17 protein-coding genes are annotated in these 21589 nt (G+C 49.1%); 11 read left to right on the plus strand and 6 right to left on the minus strand.

Annotated elements, in window-relative coordinates:
* Window positions 1-13 precede the first annotated feature (13 nt).
* Entirely contained in the window at window positions 14-1513 is a 1500-nt protein-coding gene (arfA, locus tag BXO87_RS11990) for an arabinosylfuranosidase ArfA (RefSeq protein WP_038459433.1), read from the plus strand.
* 110 nt (window positions 1514-1623) lie between these two features.
* On the plus strand, window positions 1624-3420 hold the full coding sequence (gene cstA, locus BXO87_RS11995; protein WP_038459431.1) for a carbon starvation protein CstA: 1797 nt from the start codon (window positions 1624-1626) through the stop codon (window positions 3418-3420).
* Between the two features lie 70 nt (window positions 3421-3490).
* Here the strand turns inward: cstA and BXO87_RS12000 are convergent, their stop codons facing one another.
* The 4 genes from BXO87_RS12000 to sspI form a co-directional block, all read right to left on the minus strand.
* Window positions 3491-4819 carry a (Fe-S)-binding protein gene (locus tag BXO87_RS12000; protein WP_015240341.1) on the minus strand — a complete coding sequence of 443 codons (1329 nt, stop codon included), beginning with the start codon at window positions 4817-4819 and terminating at the stop codon, window positions 3491-3493.
* Window positions 4816-6228: a glycolate oxidase subunit GlcD gene (gene glcD, locus BXO87_RS12005; RefSeq protein WP_038459429.1), complete on the minus strand. Its 1413-nt coding sequence runs from the start codon at window positions 6226-6228 to the stop codon at window positions 4816-4818. The genes BXO87_RS12000 and glcD overlap by 4 nt, the downstream gene beginning before the upstream one ends.
* Before the next feature lie 99 nt (window positions 6229-6327).
* A complete protein-coding gene (locus BXO87_RS12010) occupies window positions 6328-7413 on the minus strand; it encodes a CdaR family transcriptional regulator (RefSeq protein WP_038459427.1) in 1086 nt (361 codons plus the stop codon).
* Window positions 7414-7474: 61 nt separating this feature from the next.
* Window positions 7475-7690 carry a small acid-soluble spore protein SspI gene (gene sspI, locus BXO87_RS12015; RefSeq protein ID WP_003152527.1) on the minus strand — a complete coding sequence of 72 codons (216 nt, stop codon included), beginning with the start codon at window positions 7688-7690 and terminating at the stop codon, window positions 7475-7477.
* A 120-nt stretch (window positions 7691-7810) separates the two neighbouring features.
* Between sspI and BXO87_RS12020 the strand changes: the two genes are divergently transcribed.
* The 3 genes from BXO87_RS12020 (at window position 7811) to pheT (ending at window position 12381) form a co-directional block, all read left to right on the plus strand.
* On the plus strand, window positions 7811-8557 hold the full coding sequence (locus BXO87_RS12020) for a TrmH family RNA methyltransferase (protein ID WP_038459425.1): 747 nt from the start codon (window positions 7811-7813) through the stop codon (window positions 8555-8557).
* Window positions 8558-8918: 361 nt separating this feature from the next.
* The gene (gene pheS / locus BXO87_RS12025) at window positions 8919-9953 is read left to right on the plus strand and encodes a phenylalanine--tRNA ligase subunit alpha (RefSeq protein WP_003152530.1); all 1035 of its coding nucleotides are present in this window, start codon (window positions 8919-8921) and stop codon (window positions 9951-9953) included.
* 13 nt (window positions 9954-9966) lie between these two features.
* The gene (gene pheT / locus BXO87_RS12030; protein WP_038459423.1) at window positions 9967-12381 is read left to right on the plus strand and encodes a phenylalanine--tRNA ligase subunit beta; all 2415 of its coding nucleotides are present in this window, start codon (window positions 9967-9969) and stop codon (window positions 12379-12381) included.
* Window positions 12382-12417: 36 nt separating this feature from the next.
* Here the strand turns inward: pheT and rnhC are convergent, their stop codons facing one another.
* Entirely contained in the window at window positions 12418-13359 is a 942-nt protein-coding gene (rnhC, locus tag BXO87_RS12035) for a ribonuclease HIII (protein WP_007408113.1), read from the minus strand.
* A gap of 133 nt (window positions 13360-13492) precedes the next feature.
* Between rnhC and zapA the strand changes: the two genes are divergently transcribed.
* The 5 genes from zapA to BXO87_RS12060 all read left to right on the plus strand — a co-directional run bounded on the left by zapA (window position 13493) and on the right by BXO87_RS12060 (window position 18908).
* The gene (gene zapA / locus BXO87_RS12040; protein ID WP_007408114.1) at window positions 13493-13750 is read left to right on the plus strand and encodes a cell division protein ZapA; all 258 of its coding nucleotides are present in this window, start codon (window positions 13493-13495) and stop codon (window positions 13748-13750) included.
* A gap of 7 nt (window positions 13751-13757) precedes the next feature.
* Complete coding sequence (locus tag BXO87_RS12045; RefSeq protein WP_038459421.1) at window positions 13758-14291, plus strand: CvpA family protein; 534 nt, start codon at window positions 13758-13760, stop codon at window positions 14289-14291.
* Between the two features lie 105 nt (window positions 14292-14396).
* Window positions 14397-16109, plus strand: coding sequence for a DNA polymerase/3'-5' exonuclease PolX (gene polX / locus BXO87_RS12050; protein WP_038460859.1), 1713 nt, complete (start codon window positions 14397-14399; stop codon window positions 16107-16109).
* Between the two features lie 20 nt (window positions 16110-16129).
* Entirely contained in the window at window positions 16130-18487 is a 2358-nt protein-coding gene (locus tag BXO87_RS12055) for an endonuclease MutS2 (protein ID WP_038459419.1), read from the plus strand.
* A gap of 16 nt (window positions 18488-18503) precedes the next feature.
* Complete coding sequence (locus BXO87_RS12060; protein WP_003152541.1) at window positions 18504-18908, plus strand: DUF350 domain-containing protein; 405 nt, start codon at window positions 18504-18506, stop codon at window positions 18906-18908.
* A gap of 138 nt (window positions 18909-19046) precedes the next feature.
* On the opposite strand, the gene BXO87_RS12065 is transcribed toward BXO87_RS12060, so the two are convergent.
* Entirely contained in the window at window positions 19047-19724 is a 678-nt protein-coding gene (locus BXO87_RS12065) for a DUF2711 family protein (RefSeq protein ID WP_038459417.1), read from the minus strand.
* A 105-nt stretch (window positions 19725-19829) separates the two neighbouring features.
* Here BXO87_RS12065 and BXO87_RS12070 point away from each other — a divergent pair, with 105 nt between their 5' ends.
* Window positions 19830-21518 (plus strand): AMP-binding protein, encoded by a 1689-nt coding sequence (locus BXO87_RS12070; RefSeq protein ID WP_038459415.1) that lies wholly within the window; start codon window positions 19830-19832, stop codon window positions 21516-21518.
* The last annotated feature ends 71 nt before the right edge of the window (window positions 21519-21589 follow it).

Below are 21589 nucleotides of genomic sequence, written 5' to 3' on the forward strand. Positions count from 1 at the left end.
GAGGGAGGAAATAATGAAAAAAGCGGGGATTACAGCAGATAAAGAATATATCATCGGTGAAGTGGACAAACGGATGTACGGATCATTTATAGAACATATGGGCCGGGCGGTGTATGAAGGCATTTATGAGCCCGGACACCCGAAAGCCGACAAGGACGGCTTCAGAACAGACGTGCAGGAGTTAATCAAGGAATTGCAAGTGCCGTTCATCCGCTATCCGGGAGGGAATTTTCTCTCGGGCTACAATTGGGAAGACGGCGTAGGGCCGGTGAAGGACCGCCCGCGGAGGCTTGATTTGGCATGGCAGACGACAGAAACGAACGAAGTGGGGACGAATGAATTTTTAACGTGGGCGAAAAAAGTGAACGCCGAAGTGAATATGGCTGTCAATCTCGGGACGAGAGGGATCGATGCCGCCCGGAACCTCGTCGAATACTGCAACCATCCTGAAGGGTCGTACTGGAGCGACTTACGAAAATCGCACGGATATGAAAAACCTTACGGCATCAAAACATGGTGCTTAGGAAATGAGATGGACGGTCCTTGGCAGATCGGTCATAAAACGGCGCATGAATACGGACGGCTCGCCGCTGAAACGGCAAAGGTGATGAAATGGACGGACCCGACGATCGAATTGGTGGCTTGCGGAAGCTCAAACAGCGGCATGCCATCCTTCATCGAGTGGGAGGCCGAGGTGCTTGAGCATACGTACGAGCATGTGGATTACATCTCACTGCATACGTATTACGGCAACCATGAAAATGATCTTGAAAACTATTTGGCGAAGTCGATGGATTTAGACCATTTTATTAAATCCGTCACAGCCGTATGTGATTATATGAAAGCGAAAAAACGCAGCAAAAAAACGATTCACCTTTCTTTAGATGAATGGAATGTGTGGTATCACTCAAATGAAGCGGATAAAAAAGTGGAGCCATGGATTACGGCCCGGCCGATTCTCGAAGACATCTACAATTTTGAAGACGCACTGTTGATCGGTTCACTGCTGATTACGATGCTGCAGCATGCGGACAGACTAAAGACCGCCTGTCTCGCCCAGCTTGTCAACGTAATTGCGCCTATTATGACTGAAAAGGGCGGAGAAGCATGGAGACAGCCGATCTTTTACCCTTACATGCACGCCTCTGTCTACGGGAGAGGGACTTCAATGAAGCTGCTGGTCACTTCCCCGAAATACGACTCAGCGGATTTTACGGATGTGCCGTATGTTGATGCCGCGGCCGTTTACCATGAAGAGGATGAAGCACTGACCATTTTTGCCGTCAACAAAAGCAAGGAACTGATGGAAACGGAGATAAAGCTGAGAGGGTTTGAAGATTACCGCATTATTGAGCATATCGTGCTGGAGCATCAGGATATGAAAGCGACCAATCAAAAAAACAGAAAAGAAGTCATTCCGCACTCCAACGGGACGTCTTCCGCAAACGCCGAAGGAATAACGGCTCATTTTACGCCGCTGTCCTGGAATGTCATCCGTTTATCAGGAAAATAGCGTTCCGAAAAGCCGGGCTTAGCCGCCGGCTTTTTTTTACGTAAAAATCATCTGCTGTTATCTGATAATTGTGATAATATTTAGAAAAAGAGAAAAGGGGCTGGGATTAAATGAATGCGATTACAATCGTCATAGCGTCTATATGTATTCTGGCGATCGCCTATCGGCTTTACGGTACCTTTATGATGGTCAAAGTATTAAAAATCAATGATCAGACACCGACTCCGGCCCATGTGCTTGAGGATGGGAAAGATTATGTGCCGACGAATAAGTGGGTGTCATTCGGCCACCACTTCGCGGCAATCGCCGCTGCCGGCCCGCTTGTCGGACCGATTCTGGCAGCTCAGTTCGGCTATCTGCCCGGGCTTTTATGGCTGTTAATCGGAGCGGTGATCGGAGGAGCCGTGCACGATATTGTCGTATTGTTTGCATCAATGCGGAAAAACGGGAAAACGCTTTCTGAAGTCGCCAAAGAAGAGCTCGGGCCGGTGGCGGGTTTTTGCACGGGTCTCTCGATGCTGTTTATCATTACGATCACGATGGCGGGGCTGTCCATGGTTGTGCTGCACGCGCTTGAGAAAAACCCGTGGGGAACGTTTGCGGTGGGGATTACGATTCCGATCGCGATGGGGGTCGGCCTCTATTATAAAAAAACGGGCAATCTCAAACTCGCATCAACTGTCGGGTTTCTTTTGTTAATGGCCGGTGTTGTCATCGGGCCGTGGCTGCAGACAACGGCTCTCGGGGAGATGCTGACACTGGATGCGAAAACGCTTGCAGTGGCGCTTCCTGTTTATGCGTTTTTCGCCGCGGCGCTTCCGGTTTGGCTTTTGCTGGCTCCGCGTGACTATTTAAGCAGTTTTATGAAAATCGGGGTTTTTGCCGCTTTGATCGCAGGCGTCTTTTTCGTCAATCCCGCCATTAAATTCCCGGCCGTAACGGAGTTTATTCACGGCGGAGGCCCGGTGATCGCGGGTCCTGTCTGGCCGTTTATTTCAATAACGATTGCCTGCGGCGCCATTTCGGGCTTTCATGCATTTGTCGGTTCCGGCACAACGCCGAAAATGCTGGATAAATGGAGTGATATAAAGCCGGTTGCTTTCGGAGCGATGCTTGTGGAATGTCTCGTCGGAATTATGGCGCTCATTGCAGCTGCCGCTCTTGAGCCCGCCGACTATTTTGCCATTAACAGCACGCCTGAAATATTCCGCACCCTCGGGATGAATGTCGTCCATTTGCCTGAATTGAGCAAAGAAATCGGGCTCAGTCTGGAAGGAAGAACGGGCGGAGCCGTTACGCTTGCCGTCGGAATGACGTATATCTTTACGGAGATTCCGTTTTTCAGTCATTTGGCTTCATACTTTTTTCAATTCGTCATTATGTTTGAAGCGGTGTTTATTTTAACGGCGATTGATGCGGGAACCCGTGTCGCCCGGTACTTGATTCAAGAGTTTTTCGGAGAGGTCTATAAGCCGTTGAAAAAAACAGACTGGCTGCCGGGCTCGATTTTCTCAAGCGCGCTCGCCTGCCTGCTGTGGGGCTATCTTCTGTATTCGGGCGACATCAGTTCCATTTGGGCGCTGTTCGGCGTATCCAATCAGCTTATGGCGTCTGTCGGCTTAATTATCGGTGCGACCGTCGTATTAAAAATAGCGGATAAGCGGCGCTATATGCTGACATGCTTGATTCCTCTCGCTTATTTGTATGTGACCGTCAACTATGCGGGTTATTGGATGGTGCGGTATGTGTATTTGAACCCCGAAGCGGCGGGATACAACGTGCTGAATGGCGTTTTATCCATTATCATGCTCATTCTCGGGCTTGTGATTATCATTGCGGCTGTGAAAAAATGGGCGAATGTATGGCGTGATCCGAGTGCCAGACTGGAAGCTTCAATACCCGGATAAATCCGCGGCCGTCCGAACATTGCAGCATCATAAAAAAAGCAGAGAGCCGATCGGTCTCTCTGCTTTCATCTTATGACAAATCCGCCGCTTCCAAAAGGTAATCCGCCAAATGAACCGCGCGGACACGGCCTGTTAATCCTTCGCGTAAAATGCCGAGCTGCATTTGCAGAAGGCATCCGGGATTGGCTGTCACGATGACGGCCGCCTCCGTTTTTCCGGCGGCTTTCATCTTGCTGTCTAATATTTTCATAGACATCTCTGACTCTGTTATATTATAAATTCCCGCCGACCCGCAGCAGCTGTCGGCCTTTTCCATTTCTCTGTACTCAGCCCCTTTAATGCTTTTCAAAAGCGTGCGCGGTTCCTCTGACGTATGCATCACATTGCGGAGATGGCAGGAGTCCTGATATGTGACGATATGAGGAGACTGTGCCCGCAGGTTTTTTTGATGGAACTTCAGATCAACCAGTACGGATGAAAAGTCTTTGAGCTTCCGGACGAATTGTTCGGCACGTTCCGCCCATCCGGGTTCATCTTTCAGTAAATGCGGATATTCCTGAAGAAAGGCGCCGCATCCGCCGGCGTTTGTAATGATATAATCAGCGTCAAGCGCTTCAAAAGCCGCGATATTCCGCTTGGCCAGTTCTTTTCCCATCTCTTTTTCTCCGCTGTGCCCGTGAAGCGCGCCGCAGCACGCCTGGCCGTCCGGAACCGCGATTTCACACCCGGCCGCCTGTAAAAGCGCCGTTGTCGCATGATTTGTCGCTAAAAACATCGTATCCATTAAGCAGCCCGAGAAAAAAGCGGCCCGTTTTTGGACGGGACCCGCGGCAGGAAGAAAACGCGGCCGTTCCTTCATGTCTTTCCGTTTCGGGACGGGCGGGAGCACTTGTTCCATTGTGCGCAGATGTTCAGGCAAAACGCGCAGCATACCGGTTTTTCTGACGGCGGTCTGCAATCCCGATCTTTGGTATATTCCGAGAAGATTCACGGCTGTCTGCATGCGGTTTTGGTGTGGGAAAAGCCCGGTGAAGGCGGCTTTCCGCAAGAGGCGCACGCCCGGCTTATGTTTTTTATTTTGATGAATGATATCCCTCGCTTCTTCAAGCAGCTGTCCGTAATTGACCCCTGCCGGACAAACGGGCTCGCATGCCCGGCATCCGAGACACAGCGAAAGTGAGCGCTCGACATCTTCATCAGGCTCGATCAGTCCGTCAGTGACGGCTTTCATCAGGGCGATCCGGCCGCGCGGCGAATGGGATTCTTGAAATCCCGATTCGATATAGGTCGGACAGGAAGGAAGGCAGAAGCCGCAGCGCATACAGTTCAGCAATTCACCTTCATCCATGCGGTTTTTGAATTCTGTTTGAATGTGTTTCTGCTCTTTAGCCGTTGTCATTTCATCACCACCACGCGTTTCCTTGATGAATTGGCGAATATTTTTCCCGGATTCAGCAGATTTTGGGGATCAAGCGCTTGTTTGATCGCTTTCATGGCGGTGATGCCTTCTGTTTTCAGTTTCATTTCTAAATACGGCGCTTTTACGATGCCGACCCCGTGTTCACCCGTTATCGTCCCGCCCAGCTCAATCGCTTTTTCAAAAATGGCGGCAAAAGCTTTTTCGACACGTTCCATCTCCTCTGTATTTCGGATATCGGTGGTGCACGTCGGATGGAGATTGCCGTCTCCGGCATGGCCGAATGTGCAGATGGACAAGCCGTATGTTTCTGCAATCTCGTTAATGGCTTTGACCATGCTGGCAATTTGTGATCTCGGCACGGTCGCATCTTCCAGAATCGTTGTCGGTTTCAGCCGGGCGAGGGCTGATAATGCGGACCGTCTGGCCTCTGTAAGCGCGTATGCCTCTTCCTCGGTTTCAGCCGTTTGGACGGATACGGCTGCTCCGTTTTTACAGATGGCTTCGATTTTTTCCATATCTCGTCTGACCGTGTCGATGTCACCGTCCTGTTCGATCAGCAATACCGCTTTTGCGTCGGTCGGAAGCCCGATCTTGGCGTAATCTTCAATGACCTGCAGTGTCGGCTGATCCAGAAATTCGAGTGTCGCCGGAATGATTTTTTCAGCGATAATGGCAGAAACAGATTCCGCAGCCGCTTCAATATGTTCATAGAGTGCAAGCAGCGTTTTTTTCGTTTCCGGCTTCGGAACCAGCTTTAAAGTCGCTTCCGTCACAACGCCGAGCGTACCTTCTGATCCGACGAAAAGCCGGGTCAGATCATAACCGGCGACATCCTTTGTCAGCTTTCCTCCTGTGCGGATGATATCGCCTGAAGCCAAGACGGCTTCAAGGCCGAGGACATAATCCCGGGTGACGCCGTACTTCAAACCGCGCAGCCCGCCGGAATTTTCATTAATATTCCCGCCGATCGTCGATATTTTCATGCTGCTCGGATCAGGCGGATAAAATAAACCTTTTTGTTCAACCGCACGTATCATATCTTGTGTGATCACGCCTGGCTGGACGGTTGCCGTCAAATTTTCTTCATCGATTTCCAGAATGCGGTTCATATGTTTGAATAAAAGCACAAGCCCGCCTTCAGACGGACATGTGCCGCCGCATAAGTTTGTGCCTGAACCCCTCGGCACGATCGGAATGTCATGCCTGCTGCAAATCGTTAATATACGGGACGCGTCATCCGCGCTGCGGGGGGCGATTACCGCATCCGGCATGGCTTGCAGCTGAGGAGCCGCATCATAAGAATACACAAGACGGCCCGCCGCTGAATCATCATAATTCTCCTTCCCGACCGTCCGGATGAACGCTTCTTTTGCCTCTCGTGAAATCATGTTCTCCCAACCTCCCTGATAAGAAAAGCGTTTTCATTTAATTGTAAAGAAAAACGATTCCGCACACTATGGAGAAACATATGAAAAATGATGATATGATTACGTGCTTTTTGTATGTTGATCTAAAAAGCGCAGCGCCAAATAAAAAGCTGTTATGTCTTCAGGGCGGTCGAGATTCATATTTGTCAGTGATTCCAGTTTGGAAAGACGGTAGCGCAATGTATTGATATGAATATGCATGTCGTCGGCGGTGCGCTTTAACGATAATTGCCGGTCGAAAAAGGCGCGCAGCGTATCCAGAAGTTCTTCCCGGTCCAGTACATGCTCGAGAACCCGCCGTGAAAACTCCGACCGCGTGCCGGGTGCGATATCGGCAAGACACATATCCAGTTTTAAATCTTCTTCAAAGACGGCCTGCTTGTCACCGATTCCGGCTGAAAGTGCTTTATCCGCCTGTTCGTATGATTCCGTGAGGCGCTCTCCCGGAACGATCCGTCCGATGCCGGCGGTGACAGGCTGCCCGAAAACGGCCCCGATCTTTTTAATGAGCTGTGTTTTGGAAGCCGAATTTGCTTCATGATTAATGAGAATGCGTTCATTTCCCCAGCGGACAAACAGGTCTTCAGGGCATTCGTACTGCCAGAGCCGCCCGAGCTCCTCCGCTTTATATTGCTCATAACGGCCTTGAATGAGTATGATCCTGCGGTATGCGTGAAGGTCTGCGCCGATGAGCTTTGCTTTTTCTAAAAAGCCCGGAGACCATTCTTTCAGCTGCAGCCAATCAACCATAAAGGATTCAAGCATTCTCGCACGCCACTGCGCTTCTTCCATATGGCGCGTTTCTTTAATAAACAGCTCCGTCATTTTTCTGAGCAATTCTCCGAAAGGCAGGATATCGTCAGGGTCTCCTGTCAGGCCGAATACTCCGATCACTTCATGGCCTGAAAAAACGGGGAGGTTCAGTCCTGCTTTTACGCCCTCGAGCCGTTTTTCATCTTCTTTCGTAATGATGACATTCCGTTTTTCGCGCGCGCAGATCAGTGCGCCTTCATGAAACCATCCGGCGCGCGCCTCGTTGGTGCCCGCGATGATCATGCCTTTTGTATCGGCAATAATCACTTCGCGGCTGTACATATGTTTGACTTCGGCAATCAATTTCTTTGCCAGTTCCGGCTGTAACTGCATGGCGATCCCCCTCGCCATTATTATACAAAAAAAACCGGGTGTCCCATCACCCGGTTCATGTTTATTGCGCAGGTTTTAATCCGCCTTCAAGTGTTTTGAGCATTTCATTTTTTTCTGAGTCCGACGCATGCTGCCAAAGAACTTCGAATAAGACGCCGAGGCCCGGAAGCATTTTTTCTTCACCGCTTTGGATGGCGTCAACGATAGTATGCTCCAGCTGATCCTGGTTATTGCCGGTTACATTGGCAATAACGGCGTTGCGTAAATTAAGATCCATTACAACCGCTCCTTTTTTCTGAATGTGATACGCATATTCTTACCGCGCACGCGGTTTATTATGTGCTGTTCTTAAGATATAATAACAACATGCATGAAAAAAGGAGAGCACAGACATAAAGTGAAACGAATCGACTCTGCAAAAAACCAAAAAGTGAAGGACTGGAAAAAACTTCACACAAAAAAAGAGAGACTTAAAACGAATACATTTCTGATAGAAGGAGAGCACCTGGCAGAAGAAGCGCTCAAATCAAAGGGAACGGTAAAAGAAATTCTCGTAAACGATGAGAGCGCCATCCCGGCCGATCTGGACATGAGCATTCCGTGCTACGTGCTGAGCGAAGACGCGTTTTCAGCCGTGACGGAAACAGAAACGCCGCAGCGGATCGCCGCGGTCTGCCATATGCCGGATAAGCAGCCTGATCAGCTGAAACGGCTGCTTCTGATTGATGCCGTGCAGGACCCGGGGAATTTAGGAACAATGATCAGAACGGCAGATGCGGCGGGCATCGACGCCGTTGTCCTTGGTGAGGGAACAGCAGACCCGTACAATGGAAAAACGCTGCGTTCAGCACAAGGATCTCATTTTCATATTCCCATTTTGAAACGTCCGCTTGATGAGTTCACCGCTGAGCTGAAATCACAAGGCGTCTCGATCTACGGCACGGCGCTTGAAAACGGTGCGGCTTATCAAAGCGTGAAGCCTGAAGAATCGTTCGCGTTAATCGTCGGGAACGAGGGGGCGGGAGTGGACGCCGGCCTTCTGCAAAAAACGGATCTCAACTTGTACGTTCCGCTGTACGGGCAGGCGGAATCGCTGAATGTGGCGGTAGCGGCCGCCATCCTCGTTTATCATCTCAGAGGATAGGTTGCGAAAAGCCTTGGATTTCACTATAATAGATAGCAATAATGTAAAAACCGTGACAGAGGACGTCAATTTTTGCACACACTGCCTTCCAGGGAGAAAATGCCGCTGACTGAGAGCATTTTTATCGCAGCACAAAAATTGATTTTCACCTCTCGAGTTGTCACCGGGACCGCGCCGAACGCGCGTAAAGGTGAACCGGAACGATCGTTTCCGTTATGTCAATGAAGCTGTCGGCAGATGAAGTCTGCCTTAAAAAGGGTGGTACCGCGGCCACAACTCGTCCCTTCTCTCAAGGGGCGGGTTTTTTTGTTTTCTGAAAAAGGCATAGAACGGTTTGGTTTACATAAAAGGAGGATGCATGATGGAAGAGAAGCTTAAACAGCTCGAACTGGAAGCTGCAGAAAAAGTAGAAGCGGCGGGTTCATTAAAAGAAGTTAACGACATTCGGGTGCAATATCTCGGAAAAAAAGGGCCGATTACAGAAGTTCTCCGCGGCATGGGCAAACTGTCCGCCGAAGAGCGCCCGAAAATGGGAGCGCTCGCCAATGAAGTGAGAGAGCGCATTGCAGCAGCCATTACGGCGAAAAATGAACAGCTTGAACAAGAAGAAATGAATAAAAAACTCAGCAGCCAGACGATTGACGTCACTTTGCCGGGCAGTCAGGTAAACATCGGTGGACGCCATCCGCTTACGGTCGTTATTGAAGAAATTGAAGATTTATTTATCGGCATGGGATATACCGTCGAAGAAGGCCCTGAAGTGGAAACGGATTATTACAACTTTGAGGCGCTGAACCTGCCGAAGGAACATCCGGCCCGCGACATGCAGGACAGCTTTTACATTACAGAAGAAATGCTGATGAGAACGCAGACGTCACCGGTGCAGACGCGCACGATGGAAAAGCATAAAGGAAAAGGCCCCGTCAAAATCATTTGTCCCGGTAAAGTGTATCGCCGCGACAACGATGACGCGACACATTCCCATCAATTCATGCAGATCGAGGGTCTCGTCGTCGACCGCAAAATCAGCATGAGCGACCTGAAAGGCACGCTTGAATTGGTCGCCAAAAAAATGTTCGGCCAAGATCGTGAAATCAGGCTCCGTCCGAGCTTTTTCCCATTCACAGAGCCTTCTGTCGAGGTGGATGTGACCTGCTTTAAGTGCGGCGGACAAGGCTGCTCCGTCTGCAAAAAAACAGGCTGGATCGAAATTCTCGGCGCCGGCATGGTTCACCCGAACGTGCTGAAGATGGCCGGATTCAATCCTGAGGAATACCAGGGTTTTGCTTTCGGAATGGGTGTTGAACGTATCGCGATGCTGAAATACGGCATTGAAGATATCCGCCATTTCTATACCAATGATGTCAGATTCATTTCGCAGTTTAAACAGGCGTAAGAGGAGGATACACATGTTTGTTTCTTATAAATGGTTAGAAGATTACGTTGACTTGCAGGGAATCGACCCGGCCGTGCTTGCAGAAAAAATTACGAGAGCCGGTATTGAAGTTGAGGGTATCGAGTATAAAGGGGAGGGCGTAAAAGGCGTTGTCATCGGACACGTGCTTGAGCGCGAACAGCACCCGAATGCCGACAAACTCAACAAATGCCTTGTTGATATTGGTGAGGAGGAACCCGTGCAGATTATCTGCGGCGCCCCGAATGTTGATAAAGGACAGAAGGTTGCAGTTGCAACGGTCGGAGCCGTGCTTCCCGGCAATTTCAAAATTAAAAAAGCCAAGCTGCGCGGCGAAGCGTCTCACGGCATGATCTGTTCCCTTCAGGAGCTCGGCATTGAAAGCAAGCTCGTGGCGAAAGAATATGCGGAAGGCATTTTCGTTTTTCCGAATGATGCTGAAACGGGAGCTGACGCAATGGCGGCCCTTCAGCTTGATGATGCGATTTTAGAATTGGGCTTAACGCCGAACCGCGCCGACGCGATGAACATGCTTGGCGTGGCTTATGAAGTTGCGGCTATCCTCGGCGCAGAGGTAAAGCTTCCGGAGGCTTCATATGAAAAAGCGGCAGAAAAAGCGGCGGATGCTGTTTCCGTTAAGGTTGAAGATACGCAGGCCAATCCGCATTATGCCGCAAAAATCATTAAAAACGTCAAAATCGGCCCGTCTCCGCTTTGGATGCAGACGAAGCTGATGAATGCAGGCATCCGCCCGCATAATAACGTCGTGGATATTACAAACTTCGTCCTCCTTGAGTACGGACAGCCGCTTCACGCTTTCGATTACGACCGGTTCGGTTCAAAAGAGGTCGTCGTCAGAAAAGCGGCGGAAAACGAAACCATCGTGACGCTGGATGAACAAGAGCGCAAGCTGTCAAGCAGCCATTTGGTCATCACAAACGGAAAAAAAGCGCAAGCCGTTGCGGGAGTCATGGGCGGAGCTGAGTCTGAAGTCCGCGAAGACACCACTGCGATTTTACTGGAAGCCGCTTATTTCGACGGACAGACCGTCCGCAAAGCGTCGAGAGACCTCGGACTGAGAAGCGAAGCGAGCGCCAGATATGAAAAAGGCATTGATCCGGCCCGTGTTTTGCTGGCGGCTGAACGGGCCTGCAGTCTCATTCAGGCATATGCCGGCGGAGAAGTGCTCTCAGGCACGGTTGAAGAAAACCATCTGAAAATCGAAGCAAACAATATTCACGTGTCTGTTGAAAAAGTGAACGCCGTGCTCGGCATGACAATCGCTAAAGAAGAAATCATCAGCATTTACAAGCGCCTCGGGTTTGCAGTCGGTGAAGCTGAAGACGTTCTCGTCGTAACGGTGCCGTCGCGCCGCGGAGATATTAGAATAGAAGAAGACCTGATTGAAGAAGCGGCGAGATTGTACGGGTATGACAATATTCCGTCCACGCTTCCGGAAACGGCCGGCACGACAGGCGGCTTGACACCGTATCAGGCAAAACGCCGGAAAGTGAGACGTTTCCTTGAAGGAGCGGGTCTTTCACAAGCGACCACTTATTCATTAACGAATGATAAAAAAGCGGCCGCTTTTGCGATCGAAAAATCATTCAACACGATGCTTGCCCTGCCGATGAGCGAAGAAAGAAGCATTCTCAGACACAGCCTCGTGCCGAATCTTCTTGAAGCCGTTTCATACAATCTGGCCAGACAGACTGATTCCGTTGCTTTATATGAAACGGGTTCTGTATTTCTGACGAAAGAAGAAAACACAAAACCGGTTGAAAAAGAACGGGTTGCCGGAGCTGTAACCGGATTGTGGCGCAAAAATTTATGGCAGGGTGAGAAAAAGCCGGTTGATTTCTTCGTCGCCAAAGGAATCGTTGAAGGCCTGCTGCATCAATTGAATGTGTCAGACCGGGTTGAATTTGTCCAGTCAGAACGCAAAAACATGCATCCCGGCCGGACGGCAAACATTCTATTGAACGGTTCGCTTGCCGGATTTATCGGCCAGGTGCATCCGGCAATGGAAAAAGAGCTGGATATCAAAGAAACGTATGTGTTCGAGCTTGATCTGCACGCGCTTCTGACCGAGGAAACAGAACCTGTCGTGTATACGCCGATTCCGAAGTACCCGTCCGTCACGCGCGACATTGCGCTTGTGGCAGATAAAACCGTTACAAGCGGACAGCTCGAAGCCGTGATCAAAGAAGCCGGCGGCGCGCTGCTGAAAGAAGTCACCGTATTTGATGTGTACGAAGGTGAGCATATGGAAGAAGGCAAAAAATCCGTCGCCTTCTCGCTCCAATATGTTAACCCTGAACAAACATTGACAGAAGAAGAAGTGACAAAAGTACATGAAAACGTGCTGAAAGCGCTGGAAGAAACGTATCAGGCCGTATTAAGGGGATAAAGAAAAAGCTTGCAGATCACTCTGCAAGCTTTTTTATTATGACCGCTTCCGTTCAACAAGGCGTTTCGCTTTTTGCGTATTGGCAAAATGAAGTTTGGTGAACGTTCTGAGCGCACCTTCTCCCTTATTGATGATCAGCTTGGCGGCAGCTTCATCGACGTGCGGCCCCGCGCCTTTTGGAATCGTCATCCCAGCCTCTCGGGAAAGCTTATCCATTTCAATTAAGAAAGAATATCGCGCAATGATAGAGGCTGCGGCGACGGAAAGATGTATGCTTTCCGCTTTCGTGCTGAAAAACGTTTTTTCTTTTACGATATCCCGTCCGGAAAGATGCTTAAAATAAATGCCGGGCTCTGCGAATTGGTCAATCAGAATCGCTTCCGGTTTAACGCCGTTCATTTTTCTCAGCAGATTGGAAATCGCCTGATTATGAAGGAGCGCCTTCATTTTTCCTTGGCTCATGCCTTTTTCCTGCATCTGATTGTATTTTTCGTTTTTTAACACAAGCAGGCTGTAAGGAATGGTTTTAATTAACAGTTTGGCGATTTCAATAATCTGCGGATCTTTTAAATCCTTCGAATCCTTCACACCGAGTTCTTTCATTAAAGAGAGCTTTGATTTGTCGGCGTAGGCGCAGGCAACTGTTATCGGCCCGAAGTAATCGCCTGTTCCGACTTCATCAGAGCCGATCACTGACATGGAGGCAATGCCCGCCGGCGGAGCGTAGAGCGGGTCGGCCGCTTTTTTGACGGTTTTCTTTGCCTTCGGCGCCTCAGCCGTTCCCCAGCGGGCCGCTTCTGTGCCGGCGTTTTTTCCTTGAAAGAGAACCTTGCCCGAGCGGTAGGCTGTAATGGTACAGCCCGGAGGCTTGGCCTGGAAGACGGCGCCCTGCGGAACCGCGGGAGTAAGGGAGCCGGCATAGGATTGTTTCATTTGTTCCATAGCGGAAGCGGATACTTTTATAACAGAATGGGACACGATATAATCTCCTTTTTTGGCACTTTTCACTGTATATACCAGTGTATCATAACAGCCTGAGGCTCGTCTTTCCATTCAAACGATAATCGTGGTATGATAGGAACTAGGATTCTCGCGGAATGGAGGAGAAACGTTGTCTGACGGCAAAAAAACCAAAACGACAGTAAACATTTACGGCCAGCACTTCACCATTATCGGGGAAGAAAGCAAAGCGCACATGCGCCATGTGGCCGGAGTGGTTGATGATAAAATGAGAGAAATCAACGAGAAAAATCCATATCTTGATATAAATAAGCTCGCTGTATTGACTGCGGTCAATGTCGTGCATGATTATATGAAACTGCAAGAAAAATATGAAATACTGGAGCGGCAGCTTAAAGAAAAGGAATGAACACCATATGATAGATATCATCATCTTAGTTTTGCTCTTAATGGGCACATTGCTTGGATTAAAAAGAGGATTTATCCTCCAATTTATATATTTAACGAGTTTCATCCTCTCGATTGCGTTTGCGGCGCTTTTTTACAAAAACCTGGCCCCGCATCTGAGCTTTATACCCGCGCCTGATTTTTCCGGCGGGCAGGCGGCTCTGTCTTTTATTAAAGGAAACGTAGAGACGGCTTATTACAACGCGATCGCGTTTGTCATTTTGTTTATCATCGCAAAGATTCTGCTTCGGATTATCGGAGCGGCGCTTAATATTATCGCCAGCATTCCGGTCATTAAACAGATCAACAAACTGCTGGGCGGGGTGCTCGGATTTCTGGAAGTCTATTTATTTGCGTTTATCCTGTTATACGTCGCATCCGTACTGCCGGTAAGCGTGCTTCAGGATATGCTCGCACAATCGACGCTTGCAAATATCATCACACATCATACGCCGTATCTGTCAGGGCTCCTGCAAGAACTGTGGGCCCAGTACGGGGCATAAAAAACTTCTCTTGACCGGAGAAGTTTTTTTCAAGCTCTGCGCCAGTTGTGCCGGAGGAGAAAAATTTGTATGATGAAAAGCAGGAAACGACTGGGGGTTAACAGTATGCATAAAAAAGATATCATCAGGCTGCTTGAAACGATTGCGGTCTATATGGAACTGAAAGGGGACAACCCGTTTAAAATATCAGCCTTCCGAAAAGCGGCAGCGGCGCTTGAGCAGGATGACCGCAGCCTGTCGGAAATCGACGACATGATGTCTATATCCGGCATCGGAAAAGGCACTTACGGCGTCATTCGTGAATATATGCAGGAAGGTGTGTCCGGCACGCTTCTCCAATTGCAGAAAGAAGTTCCGGAAGGCTTGGTTCCTCTTTTGAAGCTTCCGGGCCTCGGCGGCAAAAAAATCGCCAAGCTGTATCAGGAACTGGGCGTTCATGACGCGGAATCGCTGAAAGAAGCGTGCGAGCAGCAAAAAGTACAGGGGCTCGCCGGTTTCGGCAAAAAAACGGAGGAGAAAATCCTTCAGGCTCTCGGAGAAGCCGGAAAACAGCCGGAACGGTTTCCGATCGGCTATGCGCTCGGTATTGCTTCAGTAATTGAAGAACATTTAGCCCGGCTGACGGATATTCAGAAATATTCCCGGGCCGGCAGTCTCAGAAGAGCGCGGGAAACCGTAAAAGATCTGGATTACATTATCGCTACAGATCATCCGGAGGCTGTCAGAGAACAGCTTCTTTCCCTCCCGAACGTAAAAGACGTGATAGCGAGCGGGGATACAAAAGTATCAGTCATCCTGACCTTTGAATATGAGACGAGTGTGGATTTCCGGCTTGTGACAGAGGAACAGTTTGCCACCACACTGCATCATTTTACCGGTTCTAAAGATCACAACATTAAAATGCGCCAGCTGGCGAAAGAGCGCGGTGAACGGATCAGTGAATACGGAGTAGAAACCATAGAAACGGGAGACGTCAAAACATTCCCGAGCGAAGAAGCGTTTTACGCCCACTTCGGTCTGCCGTTTATTCCTCCTGAGCTCAGAGAAACCGGGCAGGAGGTCGACACGTACCGGGAAGAAACGGACCTTGTGGAGCATAAAGCGATAAAAGGCGATCTCCACATGCACTCAGCCTGGAGTGACGGCGCTTTTTCCATCAGAGAAATGGCAGAAGCTTGTATGGCAAAAGGCTATCAGTACATGGCGATTACCGACCATTCCCAATATTTAAAGGTAGCCAACGGGTTAACGGCCGAACGGCTCAAAAAACAGGCGGAAGAAATTGATGCGTTAAATGCTGAATTTGAAAATTTTCATATTTTTAAAGGCGTAGAAATGGACATTCTCCCCGACGGTTCGCTCGATTATGATGACAGTGTTCTGTCTGAAATGGATCTTGTCATCGCGTCTATTCATTCAAGCTTCAGCCAGCCGGAGCATGTCATTATGAAACGGCTTGAACAGGCGCTGACGAATAAGCACGTGGACATTATCGCCCACCCGACGGGACGCCTGATCGGCAGACGGGCCGGCTATGAAGTCGACATCGACATGCTGATTGAACTCGCCGCCAAAACAAATACGGCGCTTGAACTGAATGCAAACCCCGCGCGCCTTGATTTGCGGACTGAGCATCTGATCAAAGCAAATGAAAAAGGTGTGACTTTGGTCATTAATACCGATGCCCATAATATCGAGATGCTCGATGATATGAAAACGGGCGTGACCGCTGCGCGCAAAGGCTGGACGGAAACAAAACAAGTGTTAAACGCCCGGCCGCTACACGAGGTCAAAGCATTTCTGACGCGCAATGATTAAGTAAGGAGGATCACAAAACCGTGCAGCAAAAAGTGTTATCATCACTTGAATTTCATAAAGTAAAAGAACAGATTACCGCACATGCCGCCTCATCGCTCGGCCGGGAGAAGCTTCTGCAGCTGAAACCTTTGACGGATCTCTCAGACATCCAAAAACAGCTGGATGAAGTCGAAGAAGCATCCGCGGTCATGCGCTTGAGAGGCCATGCTCCGTTCGGCGGCCTGACCGACATAAGGTCCGCTTTACGGCGGGCGGAAATCGGCAGTGTGCTGACGCCGGCGGAATTCACCGAATTGTCCGGGCTGCTGTATGCCGTTAAACAAATGAAGCATTTTATCAGCCAAATGACAGAAGACGGCGTCGGCATTCCGCTGATACAGGCCCATGCAGAAGAGCTGATTACATTAGGCGATTTGGAAAGGGAGATTAACTCCTGCATTGATGACCATGGTGAAGTGCTTGATCATGCGTCTCCCGCTTTAAGGGGAATCCGCACGCAGCTCAGGACGCTTGAATCAAGAGTCAGAGACCGGCTTGAATCGATGCTGCGTTCATCTTCCGCTTCTAAAATGCTGTCTGACACCATCGTTACGATTCGGAATGACCGCTTTGTCATCCCGGTCAAACAGGAATACAGATCAAGCTACGGCGGAATTGTCCACGATACATCTTCATCCGGTGCGACACTGTTTATTGAACCGCAGGCGATCGTAGATATGAACAACTCGCTTCAGCAGGCGAAAGTAAAAGAAAAACAGGAAATCGAACGGATTCTCCGAATGCTGACGGAGCATACGGCTGAACACACACAAGAAATCGCTCAAAATGTGGAAGTGCTGCAGACACTGGATTTCATTTTCGCCAAAGCGAGATACGCAAAAGCAATGAAGGCAACAAAACCACTCATGAACGGAGACGGTTTTATCCGGCTGAAAAAAGCGCGCCATCCGCTGCTGCCCCAAGATCAAGTCGTGGCCAACGATATTGAACTGGGCGGAGATTACTCAACGATCGTTATCACGGGACCGAATACGGGCGGTAAAACCGTTACGTTAAAAACACTCGGGCTGCTGACGATAATGGCGCAGGCAGGATTGCACATACCGGCTGATGAAGGATCGGAAGCAGCCGTATTTGACAATGTGTTTGCCGATATCGGCGATGAACAGTCGATCGAACAAAGTCTGAGTACGTTCTCTTCCCACATGGTCAATATCGTCAATATTTTAAAAGACGTGTCTGAAAACAGTCTTGTGCTGTTTGATGAACTCGGTGCCGGAACAGATCCGCAGGAAGGAGCGGCGCTTGCCATGAGCATCCTTGACGAAGTTCACCGGACAAACGCCAGAGTGCTTGCGACAACGCATTATCCGGAACTGAAAGCATACGGATATAACAGACAAGGCGTCATGAATGCCAGCGTTGAATTTGACATCGAAACGCTTTCGCCTACCTATAAGCTTCTGATCGGAGTGCCGGGCCGAAGCAACGCATTTGAAATCTCAAGACGCCTTGGGCTTCCGGAGCATATCATCGGCCAGGCGAAGTCAGAAATGACCGCCGAACATAACGAAGTCGATCTGATGATCGCATCGCTTGAAAAAAGCAAAAAAAGAGCGGATGAAGAACTTTCTGAATCCGAATCAATCAGAAAAGAAGCAGAAAAACTGCACAAAGAGCTTCAGCAGCAAATCATTGAGCTGAACGCCCAAAAAGATAAAATGATGGAAGAAGCCGAGCAGAAAGCTGCGGAAAAACTGGAAGCCGCCGCAAAAGAAGCCGAACAGATCATCCGCGAACTCCGGTCCATCAAGCAAGAACACAGATCCTTTAAGGAACACGAGCTGATTGACGCCAAAAAACGTCTCGGAGACGCGATGCCGGCTTTTGAAAAATCAAAGCAGCCGGAAAGAAAAACAGAGAAAAAACGCGAGCTCAAGCCGGGCGACGAAGTAAAGGTGCTCACATTCGGACAAAAAGGGGCGCTGCTTGAGAAAACCGGCGAGAAAGAATGGAACGTCCAAATCGGCATTCTCAAAATGAAGGTGAAGGAAAAAGATCTTGAGTTCCTCAAATCGGCTCCTGAACCGAAAAAAGAAAAAGCAATCACCGCCGTAAAAGGGAAGGATTATCACGTATCCCTTGAACTTGACCTCAGGGGAGAGCGTTACGAAAACGCCCTCAGCCGCGTCGAAAAATATTTAGATGACGCGGTGCTTGCCGGCTATCCGAGAGTGTCCATCATTCACGGAAAAGGCACGGGCGCCCTCCGAAAAGGGGTGCAGGATCTTCTGAAAAACCACCGCAGCGTGAAAAGCTCGCGGTTCGGGGAAGCGGGAGAAGGAGGATCAGGCGTAACGATTGTCGAACTAAAATAAAAAGGGAGTAAACGTCATGAATGCTTTTTGGGAAAATGAGCTTGTTGAAATCGCGGCTTATTACAGTGTAGCCGTCTTGTGTCTCGTCATTTTTCTGACCGTGTTTGAATTGGTGACATCCTATAAAAACTGGGTGGAAATCCAAAAAGGCAATCTTGCAGTGGCAATGGCGACCGGAGGGAAAATTCTCGGTATCGCAAATGTCTTTCAGCACAGCATCGCCCAGCATAATTCGCTTTTGCAAATGATCGGCTGGGGCGTATACGGATTTATTATGCTTTTAATCAGCTATTTTATCTTTGAATTTCTGACGCCCCGGTTTAAAATTGATAAAGAAATTGAAAAAGATAACAGAGCTGTCGGCTTTATTTCATTTGTCATCTCAGTCGGCCTGTCATTTGTGGTGGCCGCCGGGATTTAAGGGGACGGGGAAAAATGGAGAAGCTTGCGAAAGTGCTGCTGTCGGCAGCGGGAATTTTTCTGTTCATCGGACTTATTTATCTGGTCATGACATCTTAATACTGAAAAAAGGCTGCCGAACTAAAATCGGCGGCCTTTTTTATTGAGAATACCAGTTTATGCAGGCCGTATCAGAGCAAATGACGGCTTCCCAACTCATGGCGCGGATGACAGACGGCATGTCTTGATCTTCCATGAGAAAGAGTGTCGTAAAAGAATCATATATGCTCATAAAAGCGGCGCGCCGTTTTTCGTCGGCAATGATCATGTCAGCCCGCAGCAATCCGCATACATCCGAAGCCGCCGTTTGATTGAGTGAAAATATGCCTTTCTCTTCGACAGGCTCATAATAAGTGCAGCGCTTTATGCCTTTTGAACGGAACACATCCAAAAGTCCCGGAATTAAAAATGGTGAAGTGACATCCTCGCTCGGCAAGTACAGATCGGGATGATGAAGCCGATTTAACAGCTCGGCGGATTCAGGATGTGCATATTCATCCCGAAGTGCCATGACAGCGCTCATAAGCGCAAGTGCCGTTTCTTTTTCAGAGCGCAATCCGCAAACGGTCATGACGGTTTGCCAGGAAACGGGTCTGCCCATCGCGATGATCTCCTCATCACTCGGATACATATGTTCATAAGGCCGTTTGCGCTTTTGCTCTTCCCACCCATCAGGCATCCGGACAAAGGGATGGAGCAAAAAGGCGGCTGACGTAAACGGCTTCGGCAGCTGGCGCAGGATAGGAACTCCTTCTTCAAAATGCAGCGTTTCCAGCAAACTCAACACCTCCTGAAACTCGAAATTTCACATGAAACGCTTTCCAATTCCAATCACCCTTCTGCTATAATAATAGCGTATAGGAAAACAGAAGGGAGAGGTATTATGCAGTCTGAAAAGCCATGGCTTTCTCAATATCCCGAAGAGATTCCGCATGAGCTTGAATTTACCGATCAAACCCTGCCATCCAATCTGACAAACTCCGCAGCTCAATTCCCGAACCACACCGCCATTTATTTTCTCGGAAAAAAACTCACATTCCAAGACGTTCTCACAGATTCGTTAAAGCTAGCCGCTTTTTTACGCAAAACAGGCCTGAAAAAAGGGGACAGAGCCGCCATTATGCTGCCCAATTGTCCGCAGTCGGTCATCGCTTTTTACGGCGTATTGTTTGCCGGCGGCATTGTCGTTCAGACCAATCCTCTCTACACGGAACACGAGCTTGAGTATCAGCTGAAAGACAGTGCGCCGCGCGTGATCATCACCCTCGATATGCTGTTTCCGAAAGTGATAAAAATGAAAACGTTATCACTCGTCGAACGCATTATTACAACGAGTATAAAAGACTTTTTGCCGTTTCCGAAAAATATGCTGTATACGCTCACACAAAAACAGCAGGTTCATATTGATTATGACGGATGCGAACAAATTCACAAATTAGCGGATATTTTAAAAAACGAAAAAGCGGAGGAAGCGGAGCCATTTGATATTGACCCTGCGCATGACATCGCCGTGCTTCAATACACGGGCGGAACAACCGGCTATCCGAAAGGTGTCATGCTCACACACCGGAACATTCAGGCCAATACAGAAATGTGCGCCGCCTGGATGTACAAAATGAAAAAGGGAGCCGAAAAGGTGCTCGGCATCGTGCCTTTTTTTCATGTGTACGGATTGACCGCCGTGCTCAATTTTTCCATTATGCAGGGATGTGAAATGATCCTTCTTCCCAAATTCAATCCTTTGGATACCTTGAAAACAATCGACAGGCTGAAGCCGACGGTTTTTCCCGGGGCGCCGACGATTTACATCGGGCTGTTGCATCATCCGGAGCTGAATAAATATGATCTGTCCTCCATTGAAAATTGTCCGAGCGGTTCAGCGGCGCTTCCGGTTGAGGTCAAACAGAAATTTGAAAAAGTGACCGGAGGAAAGCTTGTGGAAGGCTACGGATTATCCGAAGCATCACCGGTTACCCATTCAAACTTCATCTGGGGAAAAAACAAACCCGGCAGCATCGGCTGTCCCTGGCCCAATACCGACGCCGGAATCTATTCAGAAGAAAAAGGCGGGCTTGCGGAGCCGTATGAACACGGCGAGCTGATTGTAAAAGGCCCTCAAGTCATGAAAGGATACTGGAATAAGCAGGAGGAGACCGCGCGTGTCATCAGAGACGGCTGGCTGTTTACCGGAGATATGGGATATATGGATGAGGAAGGATTTTTCTACATCGCCGACAGGAAAAAAGACATCATCATTGCCGGCGGATACAACATTTACCCCCGAGAGGTGGAAGAGGCGCTGTATGAGCATGAAGCCGTTCAGGAAATCGTCGTAGCGGGCGTTCCTGATTCCTACAGGGGGGAAACGGTGAAAGCATTTATCGTTTTGAAAAAAGGCGCCGAGGCAGATGCCGATGAGCTTGATGCGTTTGCAAGAGAGCGGCTTGCGCCGTACAAAGTCCCGAAGCTTTACGAATTCAGAAAAGAGCTTCCGAAAACGGCCGTCGGAAAAATATTAAGAAGGCGTTTAGTCGAAGAGGAAGATGCTTCCCGTGAAAACAAGGTGCCTTAAAAGAAAAACTTGACAAAATCCGGATTCCTTTTTATCATGAAGTTATGAATGAATAGTCATTCATTTATCGA

Origin of the sequence: Bacillus sp. GZB (genome assembly GCF_001975995.1) — a bacterium.
In the GTDB taxonomy this organism is placed as follows: Bacteria; Bacillota; Bacilli; order Bacillales; family Bacillaceae; genus Bacillus; species Bacillus velezensis.